The 21,046-nt window shown below is 62.9% G+C and carries 17 protein-coding genes and 1 pseudogene; 6 read left to right on the top strand and 12 right to left on the bottom strand.

Features of this window, described 5'->3' with window-relative positions; translation table 11 throughout:
* Nucleotides 1–14: 14 nt before the first annotated feature.
* The 4 genes from AC1PQG_RS14070 (at nt 15) to AC1PQG_RS14055 (ending at nt 5,306) form a co-directional block, all read left to right on the top strand.
* Complete coding sequence (locus AC1PQG_RS14070) at nt 15–2,018, top strand: DUF1302 family protein (protein ID WP_481118470.1); 2,004 nt, start codon at nt 15–17, stop codon at nt 2,016–2,018.
* A gap of 16 nt (nt 2,019–2,034) precedes the next feature.
* Entirely contained in the window at nt 2,035–3,342 is a 1,308-nt protein-coding gene (locus tag AC1PQG_RS14065) for a DUF1329 domain-containing protein (RefSeq protein ID WP_481118469.1), read from the top strand.
* A gap of 78 nt (nt 3,343–3,420) precedes the next feature.
* Nucleotides 3,421–4,845, top strand: coding sequence for a methyl-accepting chemotaxis protein (locus AC1PQG_RS14060; RefSeq protein ID WP_481118468.1), 1,425 nt, complete (start codon nt 3,421–3,423; stop codon nt 4,843–4,845).
* Nucleotides 4,846–4,928: 83 nt separating this feature from the next.
* The gene (locus AC1PQG_RS14055) at nt 4,929–5,306 is read left to right on the top strand and encodes a hypothetical protein (protein ID WP_481118467.1); all 378 of its coding nucleotides are present in this window, start codon (nt 4,929–4,931) and stop codon (nt 5,304–5,306) included.
* Between the two features lie 15 nt (nt 5,307–5,321).
* Here AC1PQG_RS14055 and AC1PQG_RS14050 read toward each other — a convergent pair whose 3' ends face one another.
* Both AC1PQG_RS14050 and AC1PQG_RS14045 read right to left on the bottom strand, forming a co-directional pair.
* Nucleotides 5,322–6,059: an SDR family oxidoreductase gene (locus tag AC1PQG_RS14050; protein ID WP_481118466.1), complete on the bottom strand. Its 738-nt coding sequence runs from the start codon at nt 6,057–6,059 to the stop codon at nt 5,322–5,324.
* 140 nt (nt 6,060–6,199) lie between these two features.
* Nucleotides 6,200–9,088, bottom strand: coding sequence for a bifunctional diguanylate cyclase/phosphodiesterase (locus AC1PQG_RS14045; RefSeq protein ID WP_481118465.1), 2,889 nt, complete (start codon nt 9,086–9,088; stop codon nt 6,200–6,202).
* Between the two features lie 259 nt (nt 9,089–9,347).
* Here AC1PQG_RS14045 and AC1PQG_RS14040 point away from each other — a divergent pair, with 259 nt between their 5' ends.
* A complete protein-coding gene (locus tag AC1PQG_RS14040) occupies nt 9,348–11,045 on the top strand; it encodes a sensor histidine kinase (RefSeq protein ID WP_481118464.1) in 1,698 nt (565 codons plus the stop codon).
* Between the two features lie 4 nt (nt 11,046–11,049).
* The gene (locus AC1PQG_RS14035; RefSeq protein WP_481118463.1) at nt 11,050–11,403 is read left to right on the top strand and encodes a response regulator; all 354 of its coding nucleotides are present in this window, start codon (nt 11,050–11,052) and stop codon (nt 11,401–11,403) included.
* 71 nt (nt 11,404–11,474) lie between these two features.
* Here the strand turns inward: AC1PQG_RS14035 and parC are convergent, their stop codons facing one another.
* From parC to AC1PQG_RS13985, 10 genes and pseudogenes are all read right to left on the bottom strand, one after another.
* Entirely contained in the window at nt 11,475–13,835 is a 2,361-nt protein-coding gene (gene parC / locus AC1PQG_RS14030) for a DNA topoisomerase IV subunit A (RefSeq protein WP_481118462.1), read from the bottom strand.
* Between the two features lie 162 nt (nt 13,836–13,997).
* The gene (locus AC1PQG_RS14025) at nt 13,998–15,023 is read right to left on the bottom strand and encodes a MerR family transcriptional regulator (RefSeq protein WP_481118461.1); all 1,026 of its coding nucleotides are present in this window, start codon (nt 15,021–15,023) and stop codon (nt 13,998–14,000) included.
* A 328-nt stretch (nt 15,024–15,351) separates the two neighbouring features.
* On the bottom strand, nt 15,352–16,098 hold the full coding sequence (locus tag AC1PQG_RS14020) for an SAM-dependent methyltransferase (protein WP_481118460.1): 747 nt from the start codon (nt 16,096–16,098) through the stop codon (nt 15,352–15,354).
* Between the two features lie 120 nt (nt 16,099–16,218).
* Nucleotides 16,219–16,436, bottom strand: a pseudogene (locus tag AC1PQG_RS14015) (transposase); the annotation flags it as partial.
* Nucleotides 16,437–16,521: 85 nt separating this feature from the next.
* Complete coding sequence (locus AC1PQG_RS14010; RefSeq protein WP_481118459.1) at nt 16,522–16,806, bottom strand: hypothetical protein; 285 nt, start codon at nt 16,804–16,806, stop codon at nt 16,522–16,524.
* Between the two features lie 82 nt (nt 16,807–16,888).
* A complete protein-coding gene (locus AC1PQG_RS14005) occupies nt 16,889–17,182 on the bottom strand; it encodes a YceK/YidQ family lipoprotein (protein WP_481118458.1) in 294 nt (97 codons plus the stop codon).
* A 98-nt stretch (nt 17,183–17,280) separates the two neighbouring features.
* The gene (locus AC1PQG_RS14000; RefSeq protein ID WP_481118457.1) at nt 17,281–17,808 is read right to left on the bottom strand and encodes a hypothetical protein; all 528 of its coding nucleotides are present in this window, start codon (nt 17,806–17,808) and stop codon (nt 17,281–17,283) included.
* A gap of 91 nt (nt 17,809–17,899) precedes the next feature.
* Complete coding sequence (locus AC1PQG_RS13995) at nt 17,900–18,331, bottom strand: hypothetical protein (protein WP_481118456.1); 432 nt, start codon at nt 18,329–18,331, stop codon at nt 17,900–17,902.
* A 40-nt stretch (nt 18,332–18,371) separates the two neighbouring features.
* Entirely contained in the window at nt 18,372–20,234 is a 1,863-nt protein-coding gene (locus AC1PQG_RS13990) for a M48 family metalloprotease (protein WP_481118455.1), read from the bottom strand.
* Between the two features lie 104 nt (nt 20,235–20,338).
* Nucleotides 20,339–21,028, bottom strand: coding sequence for a phytanoyl-CoA dioxygenase family protein (locus AC1PQG_RS13985; RefSeq protein WP_481118454.1), 690 nt, complete (start codon nt 21,026–21,028; stop codon nt 20,339–20,341).
* Between the last annotated feature and the right edge of the window lie 18 nt (nt 21,029–21,046).

Raw genomic sequence — 21,046 nt, 5'->3', positions numbered from 1 at the left:
AAGGAGGAGACACCATGAAGAACAGATCAAACCGGGTACAACCGGCTCTCACCCTCTGCGCACTGGCGGTTGCGTCCGCCTGTGCATCCCAGGCCTTTGCCGAGGACAACCTGCCCGACATGGGCAGCAGCTCCGAGCCGTGGAAGGTCGACACCTTCTACGAGAACCACACCGCCTTCCGCGGCCGCGACGACACCGGCAAGGTCGTCGGCCTGTCCAAGTTCCGCAACACCATGCAGGTCGAGGCGGACAAGAAGCTCTCCAGCGGCTGGGCCTTCCATGGCGTGTTCCGTGGCAGCTGGGACGGCGTGTACCGCATGAACAAGGGCCAGTACGGCGAGGACGCCGGCGGCGCGATCACCTCCCAGAGCACCCTCGGCGGCGTGCAGACCACCGTGCCGTGGGGCACCACGTCGCCGGCCGGCCCCCTCGGTTACACCGCGGTGGCGGGGCTCGGCTATCCCGGTTCGACGAACAACGCGTTTCTGGATTCCTACGCCAACAATCCCAATGCAGGCCTGCGTGTCCTTGGTGATCGCTGGCACAAGACCAACGGCGGTGTCGGTTTTGCCACGCCGGTGCGTCCGTGCAACGTGGATAGCCGCGGCTGTGCCGATTTCGGCGGCTACGGTGACAAGAACCTGAACGAGCTGGAGTTCCCCGAGTTCAACAGCCGCCTGGACTTCATCCGTGAAGCCTACGTGAAGAACAGCATCGACATCGGCGGCGGCCAGGAGCTGTTCCTCAAGCTCGGCAAGCAGCAGGTGGTGTGGGGCCGGACCGACCTGTTCCGCGTCCTCGATGTGGTGAACCCGGTCGATTTCTCCCGCAACAACATCTACGACGAGCTTCAGGACATCCGCATTCCGATGTGGATCGCCCAGGCCGAGTGGCGTATGGGCGCCAGCGAGTCCATGCAGGACCGCAACCTGCAGCTGATCTGGAACGTGGATCAGTTCCGCGCCAACAACCTGGGCCAGTGCGGTACGCCCAACGTGGCGCTGGATGCGGGCTGCTTCTTCCGCGGCATGAAGAACCTGTGGGACAACGGCGGCACGGTGGCCAACTTTGCCAACGTCGGGCCCAACACCTACCTGGCGACCAACTTCGGTCCCGGCCAGATCGGCCTCGCCAACATCAACATGCCCAAGTGGAGCTTGGCCAACACGCAGATCGGCGGCAAGTTCGAAGGTGTGACGATGGGCGGCCTGTCCTTCTCGGTCAATGCGCTGCACTACCTCTCCCAACTACCGTCCCTGCATGGCGGCAAGCGCGCCACCAACTCCTTCACCGGCGCTTATCAGAATGCCTGGCCCTACCTGATCTCCTTCGACATGAACTTCCCGCGGGTCAACCTGCTGGGCGGTTCGCTGGACTTCCAGTCGGAGACGCTGGGTGCCGCTTTCCGTTTCGAAGGCGCGATGACCTGGGGCGAGGAATTCGCCAACACCATCAAGCCTGAGCTGTATTCCAAGAACCGCGTGTGGCGTAGCGTAATCGGCGTTGATCGGCCGACCTTCGTGCCCTTCATCAACCCGCACCGCACCACGCTGTTTTCCGGCCAGCTGTTCTGGCAGCACATCTTCGACCATGAGCTGGAGAGCACATCCCTCGGCATGCGCGGCATTCCGGACTTCAAGGACAACGTGATCGGCACCCTGCTGATGAAGGGCTTCATGGCGGGTGACCGCATCAGCCCGCAGCTGATCATTGCCCGCGACTTCCGTGCCCGCTCCCACGCCATCGCCCCGGCGGTGGAGTGGAGCACCACCGACAACCTGAAGTTCACCTTCGGCGCCAACTTCAAGGGCGGCTCCAACGGCCGCAACGAGTTCGACGACTGCCGCTCGTGCAACCCGTTTGCGCCGTATACGGCCGGTACCTATCCGGGTGATCCGATGACCGCCTATTCCCGCGGTCTGGCCGGCATGGAGCCCCTCGGCCGCTTCCGCGCTGGCCCGATTGGCACCGCGATGCGCGAAGACGAGATCTACCTGACCATGCGTTACAAGTTCTGATCGAGGAGACACCCATATGAAAAAGACCTTCATCGCCGCGGCCCTGGCCGTGCTCGCCTCCGGCCTGGCCCACGCCGCCACCGAAGCCGATGTGGAAAACACCTTCAACCCCTACAAGGGTGGCTTCCCCAAGGCGGCTGGCCTGAGCGCCGGCACGGTGATCAACAAAGGCAACGCCGACCAGTTCAAGGACGTGCTGCCGGCCGGTGTGTTCAAGCTGCTGAAGGACGGCCTGTTCGAGATCAAGGTCGGCCCGACGACCCAGTTCGAACTCTCCAAGCCCTATATCGAGGCGACCCGCAAGAACCTCGGCAAGGCCAAGCTCGGCGCCAAGAACGGTGACATCGAAGGCTACGTGGCCGGCCGTCCGTTCCCCGAAGAGCCGGACGCCAAGGACCCGCGCGCCGGCGAGAAGCTGGCCTGGAACTACAAGTACGGCGTGAACTGGGGCGACAACGCGGCGATCTACCCGTTCTACTGGAAGTACCGCAACATGCAGACCGGGCAGGTCGAGAAGACCCTCAAGCTCAACATGCACTTCCTCAACTTCAAGCACCGCGTGAAGGATGCGCCGATGCCGGAAGTGACGCCGAACCCGTCCGAGCTGTTCCGCGCCATCTACATGAAGGTGCTCGAGCCCCAGGATCTGAAGAACACCCAGCTCCTGATCCAGCGCTACGAGGATGACCAGAAGCTCGACGATGCCTACCTGTACCTGGGCTTCCAGCGCCGCGTGCGCCGCCTGGCCACCGGTCAGACGACCGATGCCTTCCTCGGCTCCGACCTGATGATCGAAGACTTCGAGGGCTACAACGGCCGCATCTCCGACATGAAATGGACCTACAAGGGCACCAAGAACGTGATCCTGCCCATGTGGAACCACAGCGACCTCAAGCTCGCCGGCGACATGCCGGCCGAGGGTGACGGCTACAAGTACGTGAACTTCGGCGGGCAGGGCGGCTGCTTCCACGAGGGCAGCTGGCAGCTGCGCAAGGTCTATGTGCTCGAAGCCGCGCCGGTCAACCCGAACCATCCGGTCTCCAAGCGCGTGTTCTACATGGACGCCCAGCTCGGCAACCTGAACGGCGCCAACGAGATCTACGACCGCAAGGGCGAACTGTGGAAGGTCTTCATGGTCGGCAAGTCCCATCCGGACCACCACCTGCCGCTCAACAAGGGCTCCGGCATCGGCATCGACGACGCCTTCTCGATGGTGGACGTGCAGAGCAAGCACTGCACGACCGGCCAGTTCAAGGGCCAGGTGGACGCCAAGCTGAACCCGCCGTCCATGTTCCAGGTGCAGTACATGCGCGGTGGCGATTGATTCGCTGAAAGCATGACTTTGGGCCAGCCCGCGGAGCTTCCGCCGGCTGGCCCTTTTTCCCTCAAGACGGGGCTTTTCATGACGACTGAGATTCTCGCTTCCGGGATCGGCCTGATCCTGCTGTTGGCCATCTGCGCGTTGGTATTCGTGCTGGCGCGTCGCCCGCTGCGCCAGGTGCAGCGCCAGCTGGACGACATCCGCGGCCTGCTCGACGACCCGAGCGCGTCGGCCAGCGCCGCCGACTCGGTGCACAAGCTCGAAGGCCTCCTGCAACAGAAGGTTGCCGCTGCCCGCCGCATGGGCGAGCTGGCCCGCAATCTGATGGTGTCCTCCGGCACGCTGGTGTCGTCCTTCACCGACGTGGTGCAGACCGCCGACCAGCAGTCGGAACTGGCGATTGCCGCCTCGTCGGCGGTGGATGGCATGGCGGCGGGCATCGGCGCCGTGTCGACGGAGGCTGGACAACTGCTCGGCATCGCCGCCGACGCCCACGCCCGGGCTTCGTCCGGCGGTGGCCGGGTGGCCGAGATGTCGGACAGCGTGCGCGAGCTGGCGGGTGTCGTGGGCGCGGTGGGCAGCGAGTTTGCCGGCGTGCATGCGCACATCGAGCAGATCGGCAAGATCGTGCAGATCATCCAGGGTATCGCCAGCCAGACCAACCTGCTGGCCCTCAACGCGGCCATCGAGGCGGCGCGGGCCGGCGAGCAGGGGCGCGGCTTCGCGGTGGTGGCCGACGAGGTGCGCAAGCTCGCCGAGCGGACCAGCGAGGCGACGGTTAGCGTCGGTGAGATCATCGCCGCCATCGAGAGCGGCAGCGAGGGGCTCAATGTGCTGCTCGCGAGGGTGAAGGAGCAGGCCGGCGCCAGTGCCGACAGCACCGGCGAGGCGGCCCAGACCCTGGCGGCGATCGCCGACGGGGCCAGCCAGACGATGGCGGCGGTGGAGAACATCGTCAGCCGCGCTAACGGTGAAGCGGCTTCCGGCGGCCGCCTGGTGGACGAGATGGGCGGCGTGGCCGGCCTGGCGCGTGCCCTCGACGAGCGGGTCAATGGTTGTGATGAGGGCCTGCGCCAGCTGATGACCGGGCTGGTGGAACTGAACGGCCTCAGCGTAGCCATCGACGTGCGCCGCGATGCGCTGGTGGCGCTGCTCGACGCCATCGAGGAGACGCGCACCAACAGCATCCTGGTGGTCAATTCGCGCAACCGCGAGCAGGCGCTGCCGCACGTGGAGCGCATCGAGGCGCTGGATGGGGTCGTCGATGCGCAGCTGGTGCAGATCGAGCGGGCCGTGCAGGACGCAGCGGGGCGCCAGATGCTCCAGGGCTTCAAAGACGCGCTGCGGCAGTACCGCCAGGTTCGCAGCCGCATGTTGCAGCAGGCGCGGGCCGGCGATCTGGCGTGGGTGCGGACGATCGGCATTGGCGAGGTTCGGCCGGCCTACAAGGGGCTGAAGGACGCCTACGGGGCGTTGGCCCGCGTGCGTCCCACCGTCAGCGCCTGATCCCCCGGCATGCGGGGGTGGATTCCGGCTGCGGGCTGTGGACGTGCTATGGTCCGCTCCCAACGAGAAACGGAGTCCGTCGCATGAGCAGTCTGGAAAAAGGCCTGCGTTCGGCGGTGACGGAGCGGGGGCTGCGCGTGGCGCTGATCTTCGCCCTCACCGCTGAGCGCCTGTCAGCGCATTACGAGCATGGCCAGTGGTTGACCGAGGCCCAGGGCGCGACGCTGGTTGCCGACTGGCTGGGGCGCAGCAAGCGCAGCCTGCCGCTGGACGAACGCCGCCACTTGTCGGACCTCAGCGATCAGCTGGCGCGCCAGGTGGCTGGTTCAGTGTCCCGCGAGGTCGGCCTGCACATCACCCACGAGATGATGGAGGCGCTGGACCCCAACCATCAATCCGACGTCGGCCAGACGATGATGGTGGAGTGCGAGCGCATGCTCGATATGCGGACCGACGGCTGAGGCCGACGCGGGTCTTCAGTCCGGCAGGTGGCGCAGGTCGCCGTCCACCACGTCGCCGAAGTTCGGCCCCAGCAAATAGTTCACGAGGCGTTGCGCCGCCTGCTCCGGCGCGGTCAGCTGGCCGCTGCTCTTCAGCGCCTCGAAACGCTCTTTCTGCGGAAACTGCTCAACGCTGCTGGCCCGGATCTCTGCCTGCATGCCGGTATCCACGACACCCGGCGCCAGGCTGGCGACGCGCAGGCCGGGCAGGTGCTCGGCAGCCATCGATCGGGCCTGGTGATCCAGTGCCGCCTTGGTGGCGCAATACACGCTCCAGCCCGCATAGGGGCTGCGCGCCGCGCCGCTGGAAATATGCACGACACGCCGGTCGGCGCAGTGGCGCGTGGCGGCGACGAAGGCGTTGGTGAGCAGCAGCGGGGCGGTCACATTCACCGCCACTGCACGGGTGATCGCGCTTGCGTCGGCGTCGCCGACCAGCCCGACCGGCTGCAGCAGGCCGGCGTTGTTGATCAGCAGCGCGCGGTCCGCATCGGCGAGGAAGTCGCGCAGGGCGGGCGTCTGCAGCCAGGCTTCCAGCGCGGCGTTGTCCGACAGGTCGATTTGCGTTTCGTGCACAAGGTCCGGATGTGCGGCGAACAACGCAGGATTGTCGCTCCGGGCCAGCGCGAGTAGCGGAATGCCACGGGCCAGCAGTGCCTCGGCAACGGCGGCGCCGAGGCCGCGGCTGTGGCCGGTGAGGATGGCTTTGATCATGGATGTATGAGAGGCGTGGCGAAAACGTCATGCTAACGCCGACGGATTACACCCGGTGATGACCGGCGTCACGGCCCGGGGTCGCCTGCCATGTGCCAGGGCACCGGATGCCCGTGGCCCGATGGCAGGGCGAGTACCTCTCAATCGACGATCGAATCCGCTCCGGCCGGAAGCGCACTGATCAGTTTGCCCATCTGCTCCGCGACGATCGGGCGCGAGAAGTGGTAGCCCTGGCCGATCGTGCAACCCAGATCGTGCAGGATGCGCTGCTGCTCTTCCGATTCGATGCCTTCGGCGACGGTGACCAGCGACATGTCGCGGGCGATGCTGACGATGGCACGGATCAGCGTGATGTCGTCCTGGTTGCATTGCAGCTCAGACACAAAGGACTTGTCGATCTTCAGCACGTCGAAGCGGAAGTTGCGCAGGTAGGACAGGCTGGAGTAGCCGGTGCCGAAGTCGTCGAGGGACAGCTGCACACCCAGGTCGGCAAGGCCCTGCAGGGTCTCGCGGATCTGTTCGTCGTGGTTCAGGAACACGCTCTCCGTCACCTCGATCTCCAGACGCTGGGGATTGAGGCCGTGGCGTTGCAGGGTGTCGCGCACGAGGCCGACGAAGTTGCGCTGGCGCAGCTGCGGCACGGCCACATTGACTGCCATGTCGATGGGGCGGGCGCCCTCTGTGTCCCAGGCGCGCAGCTGGCGGCAGGCTTCATCGAGGACCCAGGTGCCCATGCTGTGGATCAGGCCGGTTTCCTCGGCGATCGGGATGAAGCGGTCCGGCGGAACCAGCGCGCCGCCGGTCGGTAACCAGCGCAGCAGCGCCTCGCAACCGACGATGTTGCCGCTGGCGAGATCGACTTGGGGCTGATAGTGGAGAATCAACTCCTGGCGGGCCAGCGCGTGGCGCAGCCCGTTTTCGACCTGCAGGCGTTCCATGACCCACTCGTTGAACTCCGGCGTGAAGAACTGGAAGTTGTTCCGCCCGTTGTTCTTGGCGTGATACATCGCCGTATCGGCATTCTTCAGCAGGGTTTCACTGTCCTGGCCGTTGTCCGGAAAGAGCGTGATACCGATGCTGGGGGTCAGCTGCAGTTCGTGCTCGTCGATGTAATAGGGCTGGCTCAGCGCGGAGAGGATCTTGCGCGCCGCCGGCAGCACGCGGGATGGGCCATCCAGGTGGGTCAACACCACCGCAAATTCGTCGCCGCCCAGGCGGCTCACCGTATCGCTTTCCTGTACCAGATGGCGCAGGCGGTCGGCGACGGCCTGCAGCACCCGGTCGCCGATGGGGTGGCCGAGGGAGTCGTTGATGTTCTTGAAGCGGTCGAGATCGATGAACAGCACGCCCAGTTGCCGTGCTTCCCGACGGGCCTGCGCCACCGCGTCGGTGAGGCGCTCGCTGAGCAGGCTGCGGTTGGGCAGCTGGGTCAGCGGGTCGTACTCGGCCAGCTGGCGGATCTGCTCCTCGGCTTCCTTGCGTTCCGTGATGTCGAGGAAGGTGCCCACGTAGTGCAGCACCTTGCCGGTCTGGTCGCGAACCGAGCTGATGCTGATCAGTTCGGGGTAGACGGCGCCATCCTTGCGGCGGTTGCGGATCTCGCCCGTCCACGAGCCGGTTTCCCGAATGGACTTCCACATGTTGCGGTAGAAGGCGGCGTCGTGCTCGCCGGAGGCCAGGATGCTAGGCCGCTGCCCGACGACTTCGTTCGGTGTACGGCCGGTGATCGCACAGAAGGCCGGATTGACGGCAAGAATGCGGCTGTCCGGGTCGGTGATGACGATGCCTTCCTTGCTGCTCTCGAAGACATGGCCGGCCAGCCGAAGCTGCTGGGCCTGCTTTTCCAGGGCCTGGGCGTGTTCGTCCAGCTCCCGCCGGTAGTTGCCCAGCAGTCCACTCATCCAGCGGGAGAACAGCACCGACGCGCCGATGGCCAGCATGATGGCTGTTAGCGCAGCGGCGGAAAGGAAAGGTATCTGCCGCGACAGTGCCTGCAGGGTGGCTTCCCGTTCGGCGTTGAAGGTGCCTTGCATCTCCTCTTCGAAGACCGAGGCGATGACGATCATCTTCCATGGCCGATAGACCTGCACGTAGGCGGTGCGCAGGCTCTGCGTGTTCTTGACCCGGTTGGGCCACGGATATTCGAGGAAGCCACCGCCCTCGCTGGCCACCTTGATCAGTGCCGCGCGGACCTTCTGTTCCTCCTGCGTACCGACCTCCATGAAGTGCTTGCCTTCGAGCTCCGGCCACTGGGGCTGGAGCAGCAACCGGCCGTTCTGGCTGATCGCGATGAAGCTGCCGGTATCCCCGAATTTCCACGCACGCAGTCGCTCCAGGCCCTCACGCATGCGCATGTCCTGCCATTTGTAGAGGTAGTCGCCAGTGCCGATGACCCAGCCAAAGGGCTTGAACTGCCGCACATAGGCCAGCTTGTCGGACATTTCCCTGGGGTTGTCGGGCGAATACCAGCGGTAGGCCGAATAGCCGCCTTCCGGCTTGCTGCGGGCGGTGTCGGCCAGTCCGCGCATGATGTAGTGGCCGGTGTCGTCCTGGTTGTTCCACAGGGAGCCGCCTTCGCGCTCCGGAGCGATCGGCAGCAGGATGCACTCGCCGTCCAGGCCGTCGATGAAGAAGTAGCCGCGCCCGTCATAGAAGCGCTGGGGACGCAGCGCCTCGACGATGAGGCGCTTGACCTCGGCCTCGGGGCGGCGCCCGTGTTCCCGGTCGTAGATTGCCTGCGCGGTCTGCATGGCCATGTCGACGCGGTCGCGTAGCGCTTCCTGCAGGACCATCTCGGTGCGCGAATGGACGAAGTCCAGGTAGCCGATGGCAGCCGCCATCTCGCTGCGCAGGCGTTCCTGCTTCTGCGTCGAGAAGCTGTGTTCCAGGCGGTCGATACTCTGCCGATGCTGATTGACACCGATCCACAGGAAGCTTGCGCCAAGCATGAGCGCCAGGGTGACGACCACGATCAGTGTGCCGAGCAGGTGGTAGCGGGGCAGGTTGCGGTCTGTCAGGTGAAATTTCATTACGGACTGTCGGGGGCTGGCTGCCGTCTTTTTCAGGGCGTCAAAACGCCAAATTATGTGAACAGCGTCGCAATATATATCTAAAGTAGTATTTTACCTGCAGACTGCGAATTCCGCGTGTCGGTAGCATGGCGGCTTACGTGCTTTCCTTTGAAGCCCGCAACGCTCAAAATCCACAAAGGGTGCCGATTTTTCGGTTTTTCCGGTGGTGCAGGGCATATCGACGTGCAGCAGGCGCCCTGTTTGACTCTCCGATTCGATGCCTTCTTCCTACGCTCCGCTTACTGCCGGCCGTCGTGTGCGCCTGTTTGCGCCCATCCTGATTCTCGTCCTGGCCCTGCTCGGACTTATCTGGGGGGCCGTCCTCTACAAGGCTGCGGCCGAAGAAAAACTGGTCATCCGTTCCGTGAATACGGAAAACCTGAACCTCGCGCGAGCCTTCGAGGAACACACCATCCGCACGATCAAGAGCGTCGATCAGGCGGTGCTCTTCCTGAAGTTCCAGTACGAGAAATACGGCGACAAGGTGAACATCGCAGAGTATGTGCGGGAAGGGATGATCATCAGCAGCATCTTCAACCAGCTGGGGGTGATCGACGAACACGGCATGTACATCCTCAGCAATCTGCCCGACCACAAGGTCATGGATTTGTCGGACCGGGAGCACTTCCGCGTCCATAAGGAGAAGGACACCAACCAGCTGTTCATCAGCAAGCCGGTGCTGGGGCGGGCGTCGGGCAAGTGGTCGATCCAGATGACGCGGCGCATCAACAAGCCGGACGGCAGCTTCGGCGGCGTCGTGGTGATCTCCGTCGATCCTTACTATTTCTCTGATTTCTACAGCGGCGTCGATCTGGGCCACAACGGCGTGGTGTCGCTGGTGGGGCGTGACGGTATCGTCCGGGCACGGCGTGTGGGTGACAACAACGATGTCGGCCAGAACCTCAGCGGCAGTCCGCTGATGACGGTGTGGGACAAGGCCGCGAGCGGTAGCTACCGCACCACCAGCGTCGCGGACGGCGTCAAGCGCTTCTACAGCTATCGTGCGCTCAAGGAATATCCGCTGGCCGTGGCCGTCGGTGTGGACGAAGAGGAGGCGCTGGCCGAGTTCCACGAGCGCCGCCGCGGCTACATGATCTACGCGGGAGGGATGACCCTGGTGGTCCTGCTGTTCGGCGGCCTGTCGATCCATCTGCTCAACCGTCAGCACCGCATCTCCGACGCCTTGCGCGAAAGCCAGGTCAAGGCCGAAGCGGCCAACCGCATGAAGTCCGAGTTCCTGGCGTCCATGTCCCACGAGTTGCGCACGCCGCTGAACGGCATCATGGGTTACGCCGAGTTCCTGCGTGACACCTTGGAGGACACCAACAAGGAGTTCGCCGGGATCATTCTCGACAGCAGCCATCACCTGCTGGATCTGGTCAACTCCATCCTCGACCTGGCCAAGATCGAATCCGGCAAGATGGAACTGGACCTGCGTCAGGAGGCGCTGCAGCCGCTCTTCGAGCGCATCGTACGTACCCATTACCCGTCGGCCGAGGAGAAGGGGCTCGAACTGCGCCTCGAAATCGCCACCGATGCACCCGCCGATTTCGTCTGCGATGGGACCCGGCTGGCACAGATACTCAACAACCTGTTGCACAACGCGATCAAGTTCACCGACCGGGGAAGCGTTGGCGTACAGGTGGGCCGCGATGGGGACATGCTGCGCATCGCGGTCACGGATACGGGCTGCGGTATTCCTGAAGAGATGCTGCCCCACGTGTTTGAACGCTTCCGCCAGGTGGATGGCTTCCTGACCCGGCGCCACCAGGGTACCGGCCTCGGGCTGGCCTTGGTGCAGGAACTGGTTACACTGATGGGAGGAGACGTGAGTCTTGTGTCCCGCGTGGAGGAAGGCAGCGAATTCGTTATTCGCTTGCCCCTCGTGAGCCATCCGATGCCGGAGCAGATGTGAGCCAATGAAAGTCCTGATCGTCGATGACCAGAAAATCAACCGCATGCTGCCCAGCGTGTTGCTGAAGCAGGCGGGGTGTGAGGTGTTCGAGCTGGACAATGGAGAGGCTGTACCGGCTTTGCTGCAGGCCAATCCGGTGGACGCGGTGCTGCTGGATATCAGCATGCCGGGCGTCAGCGGCATGGAGGTGTGCGCAAAGCTGCGCAAGGAGCCGGCCTGGGCAGGGTTGCTGATCGTGGCCTATACGGCCCACGCGTTGCCCAGCGAGCGCAACGAAATTCTCGCCGCGGGCTTCGACGAACTGCTGATCAAGCCGATCAACCGCCAAAGCCTGCTGAGTGCCCTGAAGCTCCTGTAAGGACAAGCCTCCTCAGGCGCCATCCCAAATGAACACCGCCCCAGGGCGGGGCGGTGTGAGTCAGTACCTAATCAGTCGCCACGCAGCGCGCTGGCCTGGGAGCGTCCCGGCGCCTGCTTGCCCTTGCGGGCGCGCTTGCCGATCCAGTTCTCCCATTCCTTCTTCGGCAGCGTGCTTTCCACCGCCTTGCCGCCGCGCGTGCTGGCGAGCAGCGTGATCGACTGGCCCGCCACGCAGACAGAGGCCAGCGTCTGGCCGTCGTTGATGCCCATGATGATGACGCCGCGGCCGCCGCCGGACAGCTCCTTCATCTGGTCGAGGCCGAAGATCAGCAGGTGGTCGTCCGACGACAGCGCAGCCAGGTGCAGATCGGCGGCATCGTCGAAGAGCACCGGTGCCAGCAGCTTGGCCTTGTCGTCTATCGTCACGAACTGCTTGCCGGCGCGCTTGGTGGCGGTCATGTCGGCGAGGCGGCACATGAAGCCGTAGCCGTCGGTGCTGGCCAGCAGCACGCGCTTGTCGGCCGGGCCGGCCAGCACGTGGGCGATCTTGCTGCCGGTGGGCAGTTCGATCAGCGACGCCAGCGGCGAGCCGTTGCCGCGCCCGTCGGGCAGCGTCGACACCGCCACCGTCAATGCGCGGCCGCCATCGGTGATGGCGATCAGCGCATCCACGCTGCGGCACTCGAAGGCTGCGCCGAGGCGGTCGCCGTCCTTGAAGCTGACGTTGGCCAGATCCACGCCGTGGCCGTTGCGGCAGCGCACCCAGCCCTTTTCGGAGACGATCACCGTCACCGGTTCGTCGAGCACCGTTTGCGTCACGCCGGCGCGGGCCGCTTCTTCCACCAGCGTGCGGCGCGCGTCGCCGTACTTGGCGGCGTCGGCGCGGATTTCCTTGATGACCAGCTTGCGCAGCTTGTGCTCGTCGGCGAGCAGGGCTTCCAGCTCGGATTTCTCGCCGCGCAGCTCGGCCAGCTCGCGCTCGATCTTGATGCCTTCGAGGCGGGCCAGCTGGCGCAGGCGGATTTCCAGGATGTCCTCGGCCTGACGGTCGGACAGATCGAAGCGGGCGATCAGTGCCGGCTTTGGCTCGTCCGACTCGCGGATGATGCGGATCACCTCGTCGATGTTCAGGAAGACGATGTGGCGGCCTTCCAGGATGTGGATGCGGTCGTTCACCTGGCCGAGGCGATGCACCGAGCGGCGGCGCACCGTGGTGACGCGGAAGCGGCCCCACTCGTGCAGGATGTCGGCCAGGTTCTTCTGCCCCGGCCGGCCGTCCAGGCCGATCATTACCAGGTTGATCGAGGCGGAGGTTTCCAGGCTGGTGTGGGACAGCAGCAGGTTGGAGAATTCGGCCACGTCCTGGTTGCGGCTCTTCGGCTCGAAGACCAGACGCACCGGCGCATCCTTGCCCGACTCGTCGCGCACCCGGTCGAGGGCGCCGAGCATCAGCGCCTTGAGCTGGGCCTGGTCGGCGTCGATGGACTTCTTGCCGGTCTTGGGCTGTGGGTTGGTCAGCGTCTCGATCTCGAACAACACCTTCTGCGCCGACACGCCCGGCGGCAGCTCGGTGACGACCAGCTGCCACTGGCCGCGGGCCAGATCCTCGATCACCCAGCGCGCACGCAGCTTGAGGCTGCCGCGGCCCGTCTCGTAAGCCTGACGGATGTCTGCCGCCGGCGAGATGAGCTGGCCGCCGCCGGGGAAGTCCGGGCCCTTGATGTGCTGCATCAGGTCGGCCACGTTCGCGGCGGGATGCTCGATGGCGTGGATCGCCGCGTCGGCCACTTCCCGCAGGTTGTGGGACGGAATCTCGGTGGCCATGCCGACCGCAATGCCGGACGCGCCGTTGAGCAGCACGAAGGGCAGGCGGGCTGGCAGCAGCTGCGGTTCTTCAAACGCGCCGTCGTAGTTGGGGCGGAAATCCACCGTGCCGCGGTCGATCTCCGACAGCAGCAGCTCGGCAATCGGCGTCAGGCGGCATTCGGTATACCGCATCGCCGCTGCGGAATCGCCGTCGCGGGAGCCGAAGTTGCCCTGGCCATCCACCAGCGGATAGCGCAGCGAGAAATCCTGGGCCACCCGCACCATCGCGTCGTAGACGCTGCTGTCGCCATGGGGGTGGTACTTACCGATCACGTCGCCGACCACGCGGGCCGACTTCACGTGCTTGGAAGCCGGCGACAGGCGCATCTCGTTCATCGCGAACAGGATGCGGCGCTGCACCGGTTTGAGGCCATCTTCGACCTGCGGCAGCGCGCGGGCCTTCACCACGCTCATCGCGTAGGCGAGGTAAGCACGCTCGGCATATTGATCGAGGGGCAGGGCGTCGTCGCTGCCCTGCAAGGGGGCCGCGGGGGGCGGCGGCGGTGCCGGCGGCTCGTTGGCCTCCGGCAGAAGGGAATCGAAAAGATCCGGAGTTTCGTTCATGGTGCTGTGTGTTGCGGCAGGCGGCGCAGGGGCCGCCGGAGTTGCGCGCGCCGGGCTTGGCGCGACGAAGGCCGCAAAAATACCACAGGCACCGCGCTTCGCCTGCTGTATAGGGCCTGTGACAGGCACATCCGCGCTGCGGATGGCCTGCGCACACGCTACTCAGCGCGGTTTGAGATGCGCGACGGCGTCCTTCACGAAGCCCAACAGCGCCGCGTCGATCAGACTACCTGCCATCAGCTCCGGCTCCTTCTCATGGGCCAGGCGGATCCTGGCGTGAGTTTCCGGGTTGTCACCTGCGTAGGAGCGGAACAAGGACAGCCAGCGCAGGGCCAGCTGCTGCACTGCCGGGGCGTCGGGCGCGCTGCCTTGCTCCAGGTGCTCGCGCAGCGCCCCGATCAGCTCGGGCCACTCGTAAGTGTGCTGGCCGTAATGCTCGCGCATGAAGGCGAACTCTTCGGGCGACAGATACTTGGCGTAGATGCGCAGCTTCGTCTCCGCGTTGGCCTGCAGCACAAAGGCCAGCACGTCCGGCGTGATGCCGGTCTGGGCCTGCACCGAAGGCTCCTTGAGATGCATCGCGTTCAGCTTGGCCAGCAGACGCGGATCCCGGTCCGTATCGCGCTCGACCCTCGCCATCCAGCGCTTCGACACCGCCTGTGCTTCTTCACTCTGCGGCGTGAGCCCGCGCTCCATCAGGGCACGCACCTCATCCACCAAGGCCCGCCATTCCATCTCCGCCGTTGTGCCACCCTGATAGAGGGGCAGCCGGGCGAGTTCGTCCTGCGAAAAATACTTGTCGTACATGGTCATCCTTTCCAGCGTTGTCAGCCATTCGGCAAGCTCCGGCTCATCGCCCCGCAGCAACTGGCCCTGCAAGCGGGACAGACGATCACGCAGCTCCATCGCCTGCTCGATCTGCTTGTCGAGCATGTCGATCTGCTGCCGCACGATGGACGCAAGCGACGAGTCGGGCCTTGCCAGTACAGCCCCGATGTCGGCCAGGGACAGGCCGAAACGACGCAAGGCCTGGATCTGATGCAGCCTGGCAATGTCGTCCCGGTCATACAAGCGATAACCGGCCTCGGAGCGCGCAGACGGAGCAAGCAGGCCGATGGCGTCGTAGTGATGCAGCGTCCGGACCGTCAGCCCGCAACGCCTGGCGAGATCGCCCACTTTAAGCAACATCGAATGCTCTCCGGTTCATGCGTGCGACAAGGCTGAGGGCTTACGTGGCGTGAGGGTCAAGCCTCACTGTGCGGACCATAGCGCCATGACGCCGTAGGCGTGCACGAGCCCAATGACAAGACGAATACCAGACGACACAAGCCAGAAACCGAAGGCGATGCAGGCGAGGTGCACCAATGCAGTTGTCGCGTTGAACAAACCACCTACGAGGAGGGCTTGTTTTCCGAATGTTGACATAGTGTGTCCTGGCGCCTCTTGCGGGATGAGCTTGATTGACAAGCACGCGGTGCAACCGTTTCAGCTTGCCCTCGCCACTCTTTATCGTGTCTTATCGTGGCATCAGCGCGAACACACCCCAGCCCAGGAATTCGCGCGTATAAGTTGTGTAGCGTTCGGGTTCCGATGTCAGTTTGGCCCGAACCTCATTTGTAAGCTCGTCGCCGGGATTGGCGTCAAGCCATCGGCGCATGGTGAGCCACTTGGCGGCCTCGTACCTGTCCCAGCCATCTTGGTCTGCCAGAACCATTTCAACGACGTCGTAGCCAAGACGGCCAAAAGACGCGAGGAGTTCGGGGAGCATCAGAAAGTCAGAGATCGAGTTGGCAAGACACCCCTTGGCGACGTCTTCCGTCGGCGGCAAATACCGCCAATAGGGCTCGCCGATGAGGATGACTCCTCCGGTGCGCAGGCTCCGCGCCAGAAGCTCAAGGGTGCCGACAACGCCCCCGGCGATCCAGGTGGCACCGACACAGGCAGCCACGCTGACCTTCTCCTCAGACACATAGCCGGCGGCATCGCCATGGATGAACTTGAGCTTATCGGCGACACCGAGTTCGACCGCACGGTGTTTCGCTTGCTCTGTGAACAGCACACTCATGTCGATGCCAGTGCCGACAATGCCGTGATCGCGCGCCCAAGTGCACAGCATCTCCCCCGAACCACTGCCGAGGTCAAGCACTCGAGCCCCTGACTCCAGATGCAAGGCTGCACCGAGCGTGGCAAGCTTTTCGGGTGTGATCGGGTTATGGATGCGGTGAGCGCTCTCAGCGATGTTGAATATCCGTGGAATGTCCATCTCGGGAAATTTCCTCATGAGAGTGAATGGATTCGGTCAGGAGCTTACGATGGCGCGGCCCATGCAGGACATCGCCTCAACCAGTGGGAAGCATTTTGATCCGGATGTTGGACCGCCAGACTCCAGGGGCAGATTGAGGAGCCAGCGAAACAGCAGGTTGTAATCGAGCTGTTCGCAGAACTGCCGATCCGAGCGCACCGAGTAAAATGCGATCAGCAATTGCGCCGTGAGCAACCGCTCCGGCGGAATCGACGGTCGGCCGCCATCGGCGTACAGCCGATCGAGCTTCGCCGAAACGGCCTGTTTCTTCACTGGCCGCAGGGATGATTGGCCGGAATCCTGGATTCGACCGACGCCTGCTAAAGTCCGGATACGCGTTCCAGACTCTCAAGCAATTCAGGACGGCATGTAATCTCAGGAGGTTCATTCATCGCCCTCGTATTCGCAGTCACAGCACATGGCCTGGCCGCCACAAACGGGGCAACGCTCAACGTCACAACCTGGGACATGTAATTGACCTTTAATAACTGCACAGTCATGACAAGGTCCGTTGTCAGCTCCCCAGTCCTCTTCTTCGCTGCCGTACGCAACTCTGGGATAGTTTTTGCGACCAATAATGTAGGTGGTTTCCCTTTGCGCAGACTCAACTTTCTCGGGCCAGCCTTCAATTACCGCCATTCCGTTATATTTGACAAATTTGTTTTCCATTTTCTAAGTGTGATATGAATTAAGAGTTGGCAGGGATTGTCTCAACAGGTTGTGTGGAGTTATGAGTTGGCCCGGGTGTCAATCATTTTTCCAAAGGAAGTGTGGCTATGTTATTCCTGCCTTCTCTGTTTGACGTTGTATCGCCACTTGCCAGATTGAAGACTGTCCAAGGGATTGTCACAGGTAATAGTGCGGTGTCGGCAATCAGCGAAAATGGAAAGTCAAAACAAGTGCCGTGGCCGCATTTCAGGTCAGCTTGTCTTATTGTGCCGGAGTAAATCTTGTTCTTTGTCTCGGCTTCGCTGAGTGTGATTAATGTGGTGCAGCCTGTGATGAGAACTGGAAGGGCCAAAAAAAGGATGACTACCTTGCGCATGATGGTTCTCTCGGTTCATGAGGACAATGTTGAATTTGAGCAGGGGGCCGCAAATTGGCGAGGCTTCACCAAGCCCAGCTAAAATGGCCGAAATCCCATCAGTGCTTGGGATCGATTTCAACGAGCGGGATTCCGTCTTTGTCGATGAAGCTCCTGTCAATTTGATCGTCTTCAGGATACTTTCCAGCTTCACAGCCGTTTGCATGCGGAATAAGAAGTGGCATGGCACAAAACGCCAGCCTGCTCCCTTGACCCCTTGCCTCGATGTTCACAAGAACATCGTTGCGGAAGTCGATCGCCAAGTGGTCATGTCCAACCGGAACGAGCAGTGGAATAGGTACGATCACGGCAAATAGAAGCACGCCGGTCCAGGCCACATCCTTGTTGTAGATCCAACGCTCCAACTCACCGCGGGGTTCGATGCGATCAGGCTCGCCCCAGCCTTTCCTTACGGCAGTCTTGTCCGTGGTAGGGGCACTTGTATTGGGCGCCAGAAGGATGATGTTGCCGCGACTCTTCGCCAGCGTTGCGCGCTTTGGTGTTTCTGTCTGACTTGAGATCACCCCAGCACCGACGCAGGCGGTAAGCAAAGGCGTTAATGCGGCGAGGAGAAGCAGTCGTTTCATTATGGGTTGGGCACCATGGAGATGGTGCAATGTCGCTCGCATGATCTTGAAGGCTGACATTGCCTGAGTACTGTGAGGACGGAGGAGGATGTCACTTGGCAGCTCCTCTCCTGTCCAGCGTGAAGAAGCCCAGCGGCCATGAGCCGCCGATGCTAAAGCCGTAATAGTCGCCACGAGCCGATTCGCCATTCAGAGGGCCTTGCAGCCTCAGATAGTTGTCGCATATCTGGTTGCGTCCGATCGTCAGCTGGCCGTCCTTGATGCGAAAGGACTGTGGATCCGACACAGGATAGAAATCCGCATCCTTCGTGCTGGCGGACACGACGTTTACACGTCGCCAGCCTCCGGCGATGCAGGACCGCGCCGTCTCGTTTGTAAATTCGATGACAAGCGTGGTGATGACGCGGTGGTCTTTATCTTCGATTTTCAAGTCCCACTGTCCCGTCAAGTCAGCGGACCAGGTCGAGGTCGAGACGGCCAGCGCAAACGCAAGAGCGGCCAGGCGACGTATGGCAATCATCATGATTTCACCTCGTGGCAGATCATCAGGCAGCGCTGCTGCATCACAGGAACCGTGCTCCACGCATCCAGCTGAATTTGCGGCCGAACCGGCTGTTATTGCCTTCGAGGTTGATGAGGATCGTCTCTCCGGGGAAGCTGACGGACTCCTGGATTAGCCGCAAGACCTCTCTGGCCCGGCGCTCATTGTCAAGTTGATACCACCGGGACGTCTTGAAGCCGAAGACGAAGCAAGGGGAATGCGGGAGGTGTTTGACCCGTTTCCTGACCAGGTAGGCCTTGCGAAGGCCCGGGATGTTTCGTAGCGCGTTGCGCAGGGCGGTCAGATCATCTTCGGCAAGGCCGTGGCGTTCGAAGCGGTCGCCGATCGCGACCCCATTGCGTTCCTTGGCGGCGGCCTCCTGCAGGGTGACGCGTTCGACCAGACGTTGATGCCACGCATGGGCTTCGTCCTGGCGGTCATTGCGCCAGTGGTAGTCACGCAGCAACTCGCAGCAGTCTGCGGTTGCGTTTTCATCCAGATGCATGACGTGCTCGATCAACGCGCAGCCACTGGCATCGTTCCGGCTCAGGAGGCGGGCGCCGAGGGAGAAGCAGACCAATGCATCGTCCGGCACGCGTTCGTGCAGGGCCTGAAACTGGGTCAGCGCGTCATCGGGGTTGTGGCCAATGGTCTCGGTGAGGTTCGCGCGATCATAGGCCTCCTGCACAGTCAGCTCGGCGCCTGCGTCGGCACGGGCATCGAGTTCGGCCAGTTGACGGCGACCGTCCTGCACTTCCCGATGGCGTTCCTCCCAGGATGGCGCAACAGCGTCCCGCCAGCGCTGGTCGAAGTTCTCCGTCACGATCTCCAGCATGCTGCCCAGCAGCCGGTCCGCGGTGTGCCCCGCATGCGGCAGTTGCAGGCGTGGGGATTCTCCCAGGGCGTTGAGGCGGTCGGTCAGTGCCGGGTGTGTATCGGCAGAGCCCGTCTGCTGAACCATGGCCCGCTCCAGCCACGCTTTGGCCGACGCCTCGTCGAGTTCGGTGGAGACTCCGTGGTCCATTCCGGAATACGGTGCAAAGCTGGGTTGCGGATGCTCGTCGGCGTGTCGGTGAATCCCGGGCCAGTACTTTTCTGCGAGGAAACTGCCCACCACATTGACGCTCGTGAGTGCCTCAGCCGCTGTCCGTGAAGAGGTGAGCTTTGCCGCAGTGGCATCCGCCTGATACTCGTTGGCCCGCGCCATCGGAAAGGTATAGGCGCTGAAGAAGGGGGCAAACCACTTCAGGAAGGGCTTGAACAGGAGGCTGCCCCAACTGTCGTCGGCGTCCAGCGCATGCAGCAGGCGGCTCCAGCGCAAGCGCTGGCGGTAGATCCAGTTCGACACGCGTCCGTGTCCCTTGGCCAGATGGCCGAACTCGTGGGCGAGCACGGCCTTGAACTGGTCGGGCGTCAGCGTCTTCATCAAGGGCAGGCCGAGCAGGAGGTAGTTGCGTGACCAACCGAAGACGCCCAGGCGCGGCGACTGCACAACCCCGGCATTGAAATCGTCGGTGATCAGCACGTGATGGAAGGGCGGGGCGCCCAACTGCCGGCGCAATCCATTCACCATGGCAAACAGCTCGGGCGCCTGCGCCGCATCGACCGGCGTACCCCTGGGAGGTTCGATCTTGACCCATAGCGCCTTGAGCACCATCCACAGAAAGAACCCGGCGATGATGATCAGCTTCACGCCGATGGCCTTGAGCACCATGATGTAAGCGCACAGCCCCACCAACACCGCGACGATCGCCAGCAGCATCACGGCAATGTAGGCATTACCCAGCGTGGCGAGCAGCAATACCTTGAGCTTGTAGAGGCCGGGACTCTGCTGGGCCTGCCCCTCCAGTCTGCCGACCAGGGCATCGAACTGTCTGTCGTTCATGAGTGCAATAAAGCTTGAATGGATATGTTTTTGGAATTATTCGGCGTCCATTCAAATTCGGCTATGCACTGCGTCACTTGTCTCCTTGATCACCGATCCGCTGATTAGACGGCATTGCACCACCGCAGCCCGAAGGGCAATGAACGAGGGGCGAACAGAAAATGCAGAACCCTGCGCCGGCTTTGACCTGTGGCCTTTGAGGAAGAGTGCAGCAGCAACGGACTCATGAGCAAAGCCCCGCCGCGGGCAACGGGGCAGACTACCTCGCCGAGGGTATCGCGCAGGGCGAGGGCGGTGTCGTGGCTGGTTCGCCCATGGGTGTGGGAGCCTGGCACGACTTTGAGCGGCCCATCATTGGAAGAGCACTCATCAACGTGCAAGCGAACAGCAACAATTTCCCGCAAGACCTCTGCGGGCGGTTGCACGAAGATATTCCCCTCTTTCTCGGACCAGCCCGTGAGGGCCGGGTGATCGATTCTCTCGGCAACCGGAATGCTCAAATCCTGATGAAGCGATACCAGCCAGTTTCGATCAACTGATTTCTCGAAAAAGGTGCACTGCACGGCCACACAATCCTGGGGCAGAAAGGGCGAAAGAGACGAGTGGTTCTTGAGATCACCTGCCAGCGAACAGCACCAATCTGCTTCAAGCAGGGAGCGGCTACCGGCCATGGAGATTGCAATCGAGGCCACGTTGGTTTCGAGCGTTTGGCAATCGTGCTCACTCAGCAATGGTGAGGTCATGAGGTAACCGTTTTGTTCGAATGTATTGGAGATCATGATCTTGCCGTCCAAATTCCGAGTTCTGCAGCG

It is taken from the genome of Zoogloea sp. GDB6 (assembly GCF_056724105.1).
This window is presented reverse-complemented; position numbering and strand designations above follow the sequence as displayed.